General features: G+C 30.1%; 14 protein-coding genes. 8 read left to right on the top strand and 6 right to left on the bottom strand.

The window, feature by feature from the left end; translation table 11 throughout:
* Positions 1-6 precede the first annotated feature (6 nt).
* Positions 7-924, top strand: coding sequence for an alpha/beta hydrolase (locus tag LPB03_RS06780; RefSeq protein ID WP_065318641.1), 918 nt, complete (start codon positions 7-9; stop codon positions 922-924).
* Positions 925-936: 12 nt separating this feature from the next.
* Here LPB03_RS06780 and LPB03_RS06775 read toward each other — a convergent pair whose 3' ends face one another.
* Both LPB03_RS06775 and LPB03_RS06770 read right to left on the bottom strand, forming a co-directional pair.
* Positions 937-1977 carry an RluA family pseudouridine synthase gene (locus LPB03_RS06775; RefSeq protein ID WP_065318642.1) on the bottom strand — a complete coding sequence of 347 codons (1041 nt, stop codon included), beginning with the start codon at positions 1975-1977 and terminating at the stop codon, positions 937-939.
* A gap of 63 nt (positions 1978-2040) precedes the next feature.
* A complete protein-coding gene (locus LPB03_RS06770) occupies positions 2041-2595 on the bottom strand; it encodes a PASTA domain-containing protein (RefSeq protein ID WP_065318643.1) in 555 nt (184 codons plus the stop codon).
* A 92-nt stretch (positions 2596-2687) separates the two neighbouring features.
* Between LPB03_RS06770 and LPB03_RS06765 the strand changes: the two genes are divergently transcribed.
* From LPB03_RS06765 to LPB03_RS06745, 5 genes are all read left to right on the top strand, one after another.
* Positions 2688-3662 carry a D-alanine--D-alanine ligase gene (locus LPB03_RS06765; RefSeq protein WP_065318644.1) on the top strand — a complete coding sequence of 325 codons (975 nt, stop codon included), beginning with the start codon at positions 2688-2690 and terminating at the stop codon, positions 3660-3662.
* Between the two features lie 99 nt (positions 3663-3761).
* Positions 3762-4217 (top strand): pantetheine-phosphate adenylyltransferase, encoded by a 456-nt coding sequence (gene coaD / locus LPB03_RS06760; RefSeq protein WP_065318645.1) that lies wholly within the window; start codon positions 3762-3764, stop codon positions 4215-4217.
* Between the two features lie 5 nt (positions 4218-4222).
* Positions 4223-4510 carry a hypothetical protein gene (locus LPB03_RS06755; RefSeq protein ID WP_065318646.1) on the top strand — a complete coding sequence of 96 codons (288 nt, stop codon included), beginning with the start codon at positions 4223-4225 and terminating at the stop codon, positions 4508-4510.
* A 35-nt stretch (positions 4511-4545) separates the two neighbouring features.
* Positions 4546-6294 carry a M14 family metallopeptidase gene (locus LPB03_RS06750; protein WP_065318647.1) on the top strand — a complete coding sequence of 583 codons (1749 nt, stop codon included), beginning with the start codon at positions 4546-4548 and terminating at the stop codon, positions 6292-6294.
* The gene (locus LPB03_RS06745) at positions 6294-7397 is read left to right on the top strand and encodes a lactonase family protein (RefSeq protein ID WP_065318648.1); all 1104 of its coding nucleotides are present in this window, start codon (positions 6294-6296) and stop codon (positions 7395-7397) included. The genes LPB03_RS06750 and LPB03_RS06745 overlap by 1 nt, the downstream gene beginning before the upstream one ends.
* A 30-nt stretch (positions 7398-7427) precedes the next feature.
* Here LPB03_RS06745 and LPB03_RS06740 read toward each other — a convergent pair whose 3' ends face one another.
* The gene (locus tag LPB03_RS06740; protein WP_065318649.1) at positions 7428-9395 is read right to left on the bottom strand and encodes a DUF2075 domain-containing protein; all 1968 of its coding nucleotides are present in this window, start codon (positions 9393-9395) and stop codon (positions 7428-7430) included.
* Positions 9396-9665: a helix-turn-helix domain-containing protein gene (locus LPB03_RS06735; RefSeq protein WP_065318650.1), complete on the bottom strand. Its 270-nt coding sequence runs from the start codon at positions 9663-9665 to the stop codon at positions 9396-9398.
* Between the two features lie 121 nt (positions 9666-9786).
* On the opposite strand from LPB03_RS06735, the gene LPB03_RS06730 reads away from it, so the two are divergent.
* On the top strand, positions 9787-9978 hold the full coding sequence (locus LPB03_RS06730; RefSeq protein ID WP_065318651.1) for a hypothetical protein: 192 nt from the start codon (positions 9787-9789) through the stop codon (positions 9976-9978).
* Positions 9979-10057: 79 nt separating this feature from the next.
* Here LPB03_RS06730 and LPB03_RS06725 read toward each other — a convergent pair whose 3' ends face one another.
* Together LPB03_RS06725 and LPB03_RS06720 are read right to left on the bottom strand one after the other, a co-directional pair.
* Positions 10058-11719, bottom strand: a complete 1662-nt coding sequence (locus LPB03_RS06725) for a SulP family inorganic anion transporter (protein WP_065318652.1) — start codon at positions 11717-11719, stop codon at positions 10058-10060.
* Positions 11720-11772: 53 nt separating this feature from the next.
* Complete coding sequence (locus LPB03_RS06720) at positions 11773-12369, bottom strand: NUDIX hydrolase (RefSeq protein WP_231953144.1); 597 nt, start codon at positions 12367-12369, stop codon at positions 11773-11775.
* Positions 12370-12376: 7 nt separating this feature from the next.
* Between LPB03_RS06720 and pyrE the strand changes: the two genes are divergently transcribed.
* Positions 12377-13018 carry an orotate phosphoribosyltransferase gene (gene pyrE, locus LPB03_RS06715; protein ID WP_065318654.1) on the top strand — a complete coding sequence of 214 codons (642 nt, stop codon included), beginning with the start codon at positions 12377-12379 and terminating at the stop codon, positions 13016-13018.
* Positions 13019-13022: the final 4 nt, after the last annotated feature.

Below are 13022 nucleotides of genomic sequence, written 5' to 3'. Positions count from 1 at the left end.
TTTACAATGAATAAACTTTTTGTGTTAGTAGTATTACTGTCAGTTTTAATTTCTTGCAAATCAGAAAAGAAAACATCCATAAAAAAAGAAACCAAAAATGAAGTTATTGTAACAGATAATTTCGAATTGATAAAAGCCACTGAAAACTCAAAAACAGTTTTAATTTTATTTGGAGGTTTTGGCGAAAACCCAACAGCTATAAAAAGGGAATTCGATATTCTTACAATTGCAAAAGACAACAATATAAATGTATTGTTGATGAATTACAGTAAGAAATTATGGTTGTTAGAAAGTGAGAAAAAGGAGTTAGCAAAACTATTACAAAGCACTTTAGAAAAACATAATTTACATAAAAAGGATATTTTTATTGGAGGTTTTTCAAGTGGAGGAGTTGTAAGTCTGCATATTAGCAATTATATACTTGGTAAGAAAGAATTTTACATTGCTCCAAAAGGTGTTTTTATCGCAGATTCTCCAATCGATTTATTGGCTTTGTACAAAACATCTCAACTAAACATTAAAAATAATTTTTCTGACGTTTCTGTAGCAGAAAGTACTTGGGTTCTCAACTTATTTGAAGAAACTTTAGGGAACCCAAAAGATAGTATTTCCAACTATGAAAAATATGCTGTATATACTTCTGAATCTGATTATACTAAAAATTTAGCAAATCTTAAAAATACAAAATTAAGATTCTACATAGAACCTGATTCAATTTGGTGGAAAGAGAACAGAAATAGAGAATTTAATCAAACAAATGCATTTTATATTCAAGAGTTGTCAGCATCACTCAAAAAGCAAAACTTTAAAAATGTTGAATATATTACAACAGAAAATAAAGGATATAGAGCAAATGGTGACAGGCATCCTCATAGTTGGTCCATCATCAACAAAGAAAATTTAATTGCTTGGATGATGGAGTAATTAGTCTAAAATCTACTCAGTTTCTACATCTTTAGAATGCTCACTATACGTTCTCCATTTTTCTAAACACTCAACCATATCAGAAGGTACATCAGTATTAAACTGCATAAATTCGCCAGTTTTTGGATGTGTAAAACCTAGTGTTTTTGCGTGTAAAGCTTGTCTTGGTAAAACCTTAAAACAGTTCTGTACAAATTGTTTGTATTTGGTAAAAGTGGTTCCTTTTAAAACAGCATCTCCTCCATATCTTTCATCATTAAAAAGTGTATGACCAATATGTTTAAAATGTGCTCTAATTTGGTGCGTTCTTCCAGTTTCTAACTTACATTGCACTAAAGTTACGTAGGTTAAACGTTCTAAAACTTTAAAATGCGTAACTGCGTGTTTGCCAAAATCGCCATCAGGAAAAACAGCCATTTGCAAACGGTTTTTTAAACTTCTGCCAATATTGCCTTCAATGGTACCTTCATCATCTTCAATATTTCCCCAAACCAAAGCATAATACAAACGCTCTGTAGTTCTGTCGAAAAATTGTTTCGATAAATGTGCCATGGCAAATTCGGTTTTTGCAACCACTAACAAACCACTGGTATCTTTATCAATTCTATGTACCAAACCTGGACGTTCATTGCTATTTGTTGGCAAGTTTTCAATATGATGAATTAAGCCATTTACCAAGGTTCCTGAATAATTTCCATGACCTGGATGTACAACCATTCCTGCAGGTTTATTTACAACAATTACAGTATCATCTTCAAAAACAATATCCAAAGGAATATCTTCTGCAACCAATAAATTTTCTGCTGGTGGATACGCCAAAACCACTCTCACAATATCTTTTGGCTTTACTTTATGATTCGATTTTACAGCAACTTCATTCACCAAAACATTGCCTGCTTTTGCAGCTTGTTGTACTTTATTTCTGGTTGCGTTTTCTATGAAATTCATTAAAAATTTATCAACTCTTAAAGGTTCTTGCCCTTCACTAGCCGTAAATTTATAATGTTCATATAAATCGTCACTTTCAGATTCTAAATTTTGATTTTCTTCCAACTTCTTTTAGTTTTTAACTTCCAACTTCCAACTTCCAACTTCCAACTTCCAACTTCCAACTTCCTACCTATTCCCATCACCCAAAACCAACTCAATAATAGAGTTTTTAGGCAATTTATCATTCGGATTTATAATTTTTCCTTTGTGACGCAAACCTCTAACAACATCCAAACCAATATCTCTAACATAGGTGTAATCTGTGCCAACAATAAAACCAATGGCTTGTAATTCAGACTCTGCTTGCCTTTTTGTACGTCCATTTAAATCAGGAATGGTAATATCTCTATATTTTGATGGATTTAAAGTTAAGTAAATTTTACGCTTTTCTTTTACGAATTCACCACCTTCAGGACTTTGCTCAATCACAGACCTTTTAGGATATTCAGGATTGTAACTTGCGCTATCAATTACTTTAAAATCTAAATTTAATTCGTTTAGTTTTCTTTGAGCTTCGCTAATGGTTAGTTTATGTAAATCAGGAACTTGAATTTTTTGATCGTGATTTGTAGTCACATTCAACCAAAATTTTAAGACGAAAAATAAGATGACAAAACCTACAATTGCAATGGCAATTTGTTTAAAAAACGACTTGCTTTTTAAAAACTGAAGAATACTCATAGAATGTTTTTTTTTGATGCACAAATATATAAAAACTAAACGTTGCAGTTTCTATTTATATTTTGATAAATTTGTTTGTATAAATTTGATTGATGAAAAAAAATATTGCCATAATTATGGGCGGCTATTCGTCCGAAGTTAACATTTCTTTAAAAAGCGGAAATGTTGTGTATAATCATTTAGATACAGAGAAATATACTCCTTATAGAGTGCATATTTTAAAAGAAAAATGGGTGGTTTTAGATGATGAAAATACAGAATATCAAATTGATAAAAACGATTTTTCTTTTGTTTTAGGTGATAAAAAAATCACTTTCGATTGTGTTTTTAATGCGATTCACGGAAATCCTGGCGAAAATGGAATGATTTTAAGCTATTTAGAATTGCTAAATATTCCACATACTTCTGCGCCTTTTTATCAAATGGCTTTAACATTTAATAAAAGAGACACGTTAAGTGTGGTGAAAGAATATGGTATTAAAACAGCAATTTCTGTTTATTTAAACAAAGGCGATGTAATTAATGCTGATGAAATTATTGCCAAAGTTGGTTTGCCATGTTTTATAAAACCAAACAATGCAGGTTCTAGTTACGGAATTTCCAAAGCTTATACGAATGAAGAAGTTTTACAAGGAATTGAAACTGCTTACAAAGAAGATTCGTCCATTTTAATTGAATCTTTTTTAAATGGAACTGAAGTTTCTGTAGGCGTTATTCAATATAAAGGAGCCATAAAAGTGTTGCCAATTACAGAAATCGTTTCAGAAAATGATTTCTTTGATTATGAAGCAAAATACGAAGGAAAATCACAAGAAATTACACCAGCAAGAATTTCATCCGAAGCAAAAAAGAGGGTAGAAGAGGTTGCCAAGAAAGTGTATAAAGCTTTAAATATGCGTGGTTTTTCGAGAGCAGAATATATTTTTGTAAATGACGAGCCTCACTTTTTGGAAATAAATACAGTACCAGGAATGACGTTGCAAAGTATTTTGCCTCAACAAGCAAATGCAGCTGGAATTAGTTTGTTTGAGTTATTTGATAATTCAATTCAAATGGCTTTAAAATAATTTTTGCCACGAATTCACAAATTAAAAAACAATTTTATATTTTTTTTTAAAATAATTCGTGAATTCGTGGCAATTGAAATCATCAACTAAAATAAAAATATGAAAAAAGCAGTTTTTCCAGGATCTTTTGATCCGATAACTTCAGGACATTATGACGTCATCAAAAGAGGTGCAAAACTTTTTGATGAACTTATTATTGCTATTGGAATTAATGCCGATAAAAAATATATGTTTTCTTTAGAAGAACGCAAAAAATTTATTGAAGACTGTTTTAAAAACGAACCGAATATAAAAGTGGTTACTTATAAAGGTTTAACTGTCGATTTTTGTCAAAAAAATAACGTCGATTTTATTTTAAGAGGCTTAAGAAATCCTGCAGATTTTGAGTTCGAAAAAGCAATTGCACACACCAATAGAGATTTAGCGCCCATAGAAACCGTTTTTTTATTAACGGCTGCAAAAACGTCTTATATTTCATCATCAATAGTAAGAGATGTAATTCGAAATAATGGCGATTACACAAAATTAGTCCCTAAAAGTGTGCGTGTAAAATAAAACTAATGAGTTCTAATCATAATTGGGTTTGTTTTGATTGTCGCTATTCAAAAAGAGAACCTAAATCAACTAACTTTATACCAAAATGTAATTCTTGTAAAGAAGATTTATATTGTCTTGGATATAAAGTTGCAATTCCAAAAAAAACAGATTTAAAAAATTGGAAAAAATTAAAAGAAGATTGTTTCAAAAGGAGTATGACAGTTTTAGAGAGAGAAACTATCAATCAAGTTAAAGAAAAGCATAGCTTAGAAAAAGAAGAAATTAAACCAAAATTTATATTTAAAAATTAGTTTGATTATTTTTAAAACCATCAACCAACATTAAAATGAAAAAGATACTTTTATTATTTACCTTTTTAGTACTAATTTCTTGCAACAAATCATCCAAAGAAAAAACAGACTTTACGACTCTTTTTGAAACATCCAAAGGAACAGAAACTCCAGAATACGAAGCTGTAATTGACTATTATAAAAAATTATCAGAAGAATATTCTCAAATTTCGTTATTCTCTTTTGGACAAACAGATTCAGGTGAACCTTTGCATTTGGTGGTGTATAACAGAGAAGGAATTTATAATGTTGATGAAATTAAAAAATCGCCGAAAAACAGAATTTTAATCAATAACGGAATTCATCCTGGAGAATCTGATGGAATTGATGCTTCTATGATGTTGTTGAGAGATTTGGTTCAAAATGATTCTCTAAAATCGAAATACGAAAACTCGATTATTTGTGTAATTCCTGTGTATAATATTGGGGGTTCTTTAAACCGAAATTCGCACACAAGAGCCAATCAAAATGGCCCTTTAGCATATGGTTTTAGAGGAAATGCCAGAAATTTCGATTTAAATAGAGATTTTATAAAACAGGACACTAAAAACGCAGCTGCTTTTGCTGAGATTTTTCACGCTGTAAATCCAGATGTTTTTGTTGATAATCATGTGAGTAATGGCGCAGATTATCAATATGCATTAACGCATTTATTTACGCAACATAATAAGTTGGGTGGTAATTTGGGTTCTTTTTTACAAAACGAAATGCGTCCTCAAATAGAAGGGTCTTTGCAAGAAAAAGGCATTATCATTACGCCTTATGTAAATGTTTGGGGCAACACACCAGAAGCTGGTTTTTCTCAATTTTTCGATTCGCCCAGATATTCTACAGGGTACACAACATTGTTTAATACCTTAGGTTTAATGGTAGAAACACACATGCTAAAACCGTATAAAATTAGAGTGGAACAAACCTATGAATTGTTGTTTTCGACTTTTGATTTTGCAGAGAAAAATTCAAAAAAGATAAAAGATTTACGCGCAAAAGCAACCGATAAAATTTTAGCTAAGAAAAAATATTCAATTGAGTTTACAGTTGATAAAGAAAACTACAGAACTTTAAATTTTAAAGGCTATGAAGGTGAAATGATGGATAGCAAAGTAACCAATGGACAGCGTTTGTTTTACGATAAAAATAAACCTTTTGAAAAAGAGGTGAATTATTATGATGAGTTTACAGCAACCAAAGAAATTATCATACCAAATGCCTATATTTTATCGAAAGGTTGGCATGATATTATTGAGCGATTAAACAACAATAAAATTGAATATACGAAACTTGAAAAAGACACTACAATTTCGGTTACTGTAAATCATATCAAAGATTATGAGACAAGAAATTCGCCTTATGAAGGACATTATTTACATTATAATACCTCCATAGTAGCGTCTGTTGAGAATATCAACTTTAAAAAGGGCGATTTATACATACCAACAAAACAAAATGGCGTTCGTTATTTGTTAGAAACATTGGAAGCAGAAGCAACAGATTCGTTTTTTAATTGGAACTTTTTCGATACTATTTTACAGCAAAAAGAAGGTTATTCTGCCTATGTTTTTGAAGATGTTGCAGAAGAATTATTAACTGAAAATAGAGCACTCACAAAAGAATTCGAAGAAAAATTAACTGCTGATAAAGAGTTTGCGAAAAATCCTAGAGCACAATTAGATTTTATCTATAAAAATTCGCAAAATTATGAAAAGGCACATTTGCGTTTACCAGTTTTTAAAATTTATAAATGATGAAAAAAATATCAATGTTTATTGTAATCACGCTTTTTTTTAGTTGTTCTATGTCTAAAGTTAAAGAGAAAACAGGATCCAATTTTTACGTTGGCACGTATACGAATGGAGAAAGTGAAGGTATTTATAAGTATCAGTTAAATGCAGCAGGAAAACTGAAGCAAATTGGTTTGGTTGCAAAAACAGATAACCCTTCTTATTTGGCAAAAACTAAAGATAACAAAACATTATTGGCAGTAGATGAGACCAACGAAAACGGAACAGGTTATGTGAATTCTTTTAGAATAGAAAAAGATAGTTTGGTTTTTGTGAGCAAATCGAAATCTGGAGGAGCACATCCTTGTTTTGTTTCTATAAATGATAAAAATCAAGTGTTGGTTGCCAATTATTCAGGTGGAAATGTTGGTTTTTTAGAAATTGATGATCAAAATGGATTGACAAATTTATTAGCTGTTCAGCAACATGTAGGGAATGATATCAATCCAAAACAGCAAACACCACACGCACATTTTGCGAAATATCACCCAAGAAATAACGAAATTATTTCTGTTGATTTAGGAACCAATCAGCTTTGGTTTTCAACTTTTGATACACAAAAAAAAGAGTTAGCTTTTACCAATCAAAAAACGCTGAATATGAATGTTGGTGCAGGGCCTAGACATTTTACTTTTCACCCAAATAATAAATGGATGTATGTTGTAAATGAGTTGAATAGCACAGTTTCTTTGGTAAAAGAAAAAGAGAATTTATATACGGTTGACCAAACAATAGCAATGTTGCCAAAAGATTTTAAGAAATACAGCAAAGCTGCTGATATTCATATTTCTAAAGATGGCCAATTTGTATATGCTTCCAATCGTGGACACGAATCGATAGTAATTTATAAAGTAAATCCAGAAAATGGAACTTTAAATTTGGTTGGTTTTCAAAATGTGAAAGGCAAACATCCACGTAATTTTTCTTTATCTCCAGATGACAATTTTCTATTAGTTGCCAATAAAGATTCTAACAATATTGTTTGTTTTAAAAGAGATTCTAAAACAGGTAAATTAAGTTTTGTGGATGAAGTTTTTGTGCCAAATCCTGTTTGTGTTTTGTTTTGATTGGGGATTATAATATATAGAAGCTAAAATTTAGGATAATTCTTCAATTCCAATTTCTTTGAAATATTTATAAGTTCCATCGTAAAATTCAATTGGTCTTGTATGGTCTATATTTGAACCTTTAGGAATAAAAATAACCATTCCTTGTCTTGCTCTAGTTAATAAAACACGATAAGTATTTTTGAGATATTCTTTACTAACTTCTTGATTTATATTCATCCATTTAGTACCTCTAAAACTTTGGTACTTCCATTGATTTTTACTAATATGAAAATTTGCTCCCCAAATCAAACATGTTCTATCAATTTCTAAACCTTGAATGTCAAATTCTGTTGCAATATCTTCAAGGAAGTATGAGGACCGAATATCATCACTTGAGTTTAAAAACCAATTAGGAGCAGATATTTCATTTTTAACATCAATTCCTAATGCTTTTAATCTTCTGGCTCCTGAAGAAGCAATTAATCCTATTCTTTCTGTTCCTTTACTTTCTTTTCTTAACCATTTTTTTGCAATGTTTATGTCTCTTGTTAAAAATATTGGAAATGAATTTTTAATCTCTGAGTATAGTTTTTTTGTGTTGTCAAAATTTAATTCTAATAATTCGTGTACAAATTCAGAAACTTGTTCTGACCTAAAAGAACGCATTGAAACTGCTAAATGTAAGTCTGTTTCAGAAAATCCATTTTCTTGTAGCCATTTTTTTTGTATTTCTGTTTTTATATAGTTTGGACTATTAACAATTGAATTTGAAAAATGAATTTCCCAATCTTTAAATTTGTATTGAAAAGTATTAACCCATTCTTCTAAACCTGCTTCTCCTGTGTTTATTTCTTGACCTCCACCTATTAAACAAACTATTGTGCACCAATCTTTATGACGATTCATTACATCAATTAATAATTCTGGTTCTGACATTGAAAAATCTTCAATACCTTTTTTTCTTTTCATAAATGAACTAACTTGCTTTTTAGTCCATGCTCTTTGAGCTTCATCAAAAACAACAACCTTTTCTGTTGGTTCAACATTGTGTTTTAAATATTCATCTCTAAAATGATGAATATTTTGAATAAACGCACTTGTTCTTCTTTTTGCATTTTCCTTAGTTGCTTGAATACCTTTTTCTTTTGATGTTTTTACAAAATTTCTTGCTAATGCTTCTCTTAAAACATCTACCAATGGACCATTTCCTGAAAGAAAAACAGCATGCTCATCTTCATCAGCTTTCATTCTTTCATTTGCTATATTTAAACCTGCCAAAGTTTTACCTGCTCCTGGAACTCCAGTAACAAAACAAATTGATTTTTTATTATTTAATTTTGATTTTTCAATAACCTCATTAATATAATTTGAAGTTTTTGTAAGGTTTACTTTTTCAGAATCATGCCTAGCAATTTCTTCAACATTATGTCCTTGATAAAGTGCTTGTGCAAATTCTATAATTGTAGGTGTCGGTTTGTAAATTGAATTTTCCCAGATTTTAACATCAATTTTATTTACTGAATTTTTAATAAATTTCTCAATAATATTCCTTATGCCTGATTTATTACATTTTGCAACTTGATAATGTTCTAGGACTTCATCAATATTAAAAATACATTCTTCTGCATTTGTAGCTATTAATACAGGAACTAATTTGGTGATATGACTTCCTTCATGAAAATTTTTTAAATCTAAGCAATAATCAATTACTTGATTTTTTGCATGTTTTCCATAAGTGGAGTCACCAACTTTAAATTCAATTACAAATACACAATCTTTAACAATTATAATATTATCAACTCTTTTTCCCATCCTAGGAATTTGAAATTCAAAATAAATTGAACCATCTATTCCAATTAGTTCCTTTTTAAGGATTTCAATTTGTTTAACCCATGCATTCTTTTGTAAATCTTCTAATGAACGATTACTGTGGTTTAAGCTTAATTTTCCTAAAATGGTATCTGAATTTTCAGTAATGAAATTTAAAATGGAGTTATTATAATAAGCTCTACTCATCTAATTATCAGATTTAAGTTGATAATTATGATAATTTAATTTTGAGTTTTGATTTTTGAAGTTTAGCAAGTCAGAAATTTCTATTTCAAAAACTTTTGAGAAAACAGCAATATTTGTAAGGGAAATATTTCTTTCACCTCTTTCAATCATTCCTATATAAGTTCTATGGAAACCTGTTTTAAAAGAAAGTTGTTCCTGACTTAGATTTCGTTTAGTTCTTAGTTCTCGAATACGAATACCAAACTCTTTTAAAATAAATTTATTTACCATAAATCTAAACTATACTTATTGTATGCGTAAATCAACATACAATAAGTATCATTTTGATATATTTGTTTTATCTCATAGTTTTTTAATTACCTAATTATATTTTTAATAAATTCAATATATAATGAATGACTTTTCAATTTCAGAAATCAAAACAGTTTTAGACCCTCCAATAAAAATTAATTTTGTAGATGAAATTAATTGTCCAGTTTGTGATTTCAATATCAACGTAAAAAATAAAATTGTTGATAATGGAAGTTTCATTTATTGTGAAGGTTGTGAGCACAAGATTGTTTTTAAAATAACAAAAATATGATTAGATTATTTTTTTGCAAACAAAAAAATCCAAGACAAAGTCTCGGATTTCTAACATTTTATAATTTACGTATAAGTTTCTAAAACTTATACTCCCCAAGTGGTTTTGGAAACTTCTCTGGATTTGCAGCTAAATGATAACGAGGATCATCAATATCTTCTATAATAATATCTTTAAAAATTGGTGAAGCTTTATAGAGTAAAACTTTACAATCTTCACTTAAATGTTTCAAAATTATTTTCTTGTTGGCAGCTTTATATTTTTCTACCAAAGCAAAAATAGCTTCAATAGCAGAATGATCTGAAATACGAGCTTCTACAAAATCAATTTCTACATAATCAGGGTCATTTTTAACATCGAACTTTTCATTGAATGCAGAAATACTTCCAAAAAATAAAGGTCCCCAAATTTCATATACTTTAGTTCCATCTGCTCTAAAACGTTTTCTAGCTCTAATTTTCTTAGCATTTTCCCAAGCAAAAGCTAAAGCAGAAATAATTACCCCTACAAAAACGGCAATGGCTAAATCGTAAATTACAGTAACTGCAGAAACAGTTATTAAAACAAAAGCATCCGACTTTGGAATTTTCTTTAAAATTCTAAAACTAGACCAAGCAAAAGTTTCAATCACCATCATAAACATCACCCCAATTAACGCTGCAATTGGCACTTGTTCAATTAATTTATCAGTAAAAAGAATAAAGGTTAATAAGGTAACTGCCATCATAATTCCAGATAAACGTCCACGTCCACCAGCATTAATGTTGATGACTGTTTGTCCAATCATTCCACAACCACCTGTTCCACCAAAAAGACCACTTAAAATATTTCCAGCACCTTGAGCCACACATTCCTTGTTTCCATTTCCTCTGGTTTCTGTTAATTCATCTACCAAATTCATCGTCATTAAAGACTCAATTAAACCCACAGAAGCTGCTAAAAATGCAAAAGGTAAAATAAACGTAAGCGTATCTAAATTAAAAGGTAAGTTTTGCCAAAGCTCTAAATTCGGAGTTGGGAATTCGCCTTTTAAACCAGTTCCTCCACCTTCAATAATATAAGAACCTACAGTAGAAACCTCCATTCCAGAGAAAACTACAATACCTGTAGTTACTAAAATAGCAGTTAAAGAAGCAGGTAATTTTTTAGTAATTTTAGGTAATAACCAAATAATTGCCATAGTTAAAGCAACCAAACCTAACATAATATAAAGTTCAGTTCCTTGCATATAAGAGCTTACGTAACTTTTTACACCATCAGTAGAAACTTCTAAAGATTTATGGGTAAACATTTTAACTTGCGCCCAAAAAATAACGATTGCTAATCCGTTTACGAAACCCATCATTACAGAATGTGGAATTAAACGAACAAAACGCCCTAATTTAAAAACCCCAGCCAAAATTTGAATAACGCCCATTAAAATAACACAACCCAAGAGATAAAAATAACCCATGTTATCAATTGGTGTATCAAACAACATTCCTTTGGTATGTCCTTCAGCAATCATGGTAACAAAAATAACAGCAACTGCACCAGCTGCACCAGAAATTAAACCTGGTCTTCCACCAAAAATTGCGGTGATTAAACCAATTATAAAAGCACCAGAAAGTGCCACTAAAGGATCTATTTGCGCCACAAAAGCAAACGCTACAACTTCAGGAATCATGGCAAGAGAAACTGTAATTCCTGCTAAAACATCGTCTTTTGCATTGGGAGTTATTTTTTTGATAAATTCTGTCATTATATTTTGCTTATTTTTAGAAGGGGGCAAAGATAGTAGCTTTTTTTAAAAAACTAGAGATCTTTATAAGTATCATACACTAATTTAATATTAGCATAGGTATTTTGCAAGGCTTTTTTAGTTTGATGTTCATTTTTGAAAACAACTTCTGTAATTCCTTCTTCCAATTGAGGTGTTAAAGCACCTTTATAATCAGAATTCATTAAAAACCAATGGGTTTCTTTTAAACGAATTCCATTTTGAAAATAAATATGATAGGTTACAACTAATTTTTTTTCGATAGTTAAATTAAAAATACCACATTCTTCTTCAACTTCTCTTATGGCAGCAGTTTCAATCGATTCACCTTTTTCAATTCTACCTTTTGGTAAATCCCAAATGGTATTTCTATAAATAAAAAGCACTTCTTTTTGATCATTTAAAACCAAACCACCAGCAGCAGGAACCACTTTTAGGTTCTTTAAAAAAGAGTTCCAATCGTTTTCTAAATCTATAGAATAAATGTTAATGCCATTAATAGCATCATTTTGAAGCTTATAAAAAATTTCATCAAAAACAATATCTTTAAAAAGATATACAGGAAAATTATTTTCTTTTTTCGACGAAGATGTGATAATTATTGGTTTATCATTTACAAAAACTTTATACATTTGCGACATGGTTAAGAACAAAGATACTTCAAAAAAAACAGCTGAACTTTTATTGCAAATAAAAGCTATTAAATTAAATCCAAACGATCCTTTTCAGTGGGCTTCTGGTTGGAAATCTCCTATTTATTGTGATAATAGGATAACACTATCTTATCCTTCTGTTCGTGTATTTTTAAAAGAAGAAATTGCTAAAATTACAGAATTAGAATATGGTAAGCCAGATGTTATTGCAGGTGTTGCAACAGGTGCAATTGCAATTGGTATTTTAGTGGCACAAGAATTAGGTGTACCTTTTGTATATGTTAGGCCAGAACCAAAATCTCATGGTAGAAAAAACCAAATTGAAGGGCATTTAGAACGTGGCCAAAATGTGGTGGTCATCGAAGATTTAATTAGTACAGGAAATAGTAGTTTAAATGCTGTTGCTGCTCTAAAAGAAGCTGGTGCTGTTGTAAAAGGAATGGTTGCAATATTTTCTTATGGATTTGATGTTGCTACTAAAAATTTTAAGGAGAAAAACATCAGTTTAAAAACATTAAGTAACTACGAAGACTTGTTAGAGCAAGCTTTAGATAGTAATTATATTTCTGAAAAAGAATTGCTTACCTTGCAAGAATGGAGAGCAAATCCTAGTGAGTGGAGACAATAAATAA

Source organism: Polaribacter vadi, from assembly GCF_001761365.1.
GTDB lineage: Bacteria > Bacteroidota > Bacteroidia > Flavobacteriales > Flavobacteriaceae > Polaribacter > Polaribacter vadi.
The sequence above is the reverse complement of the archived record's forward strand: the minus strand, read 5'-3'. Positions and strand labels throughout refer to the sequence as shown.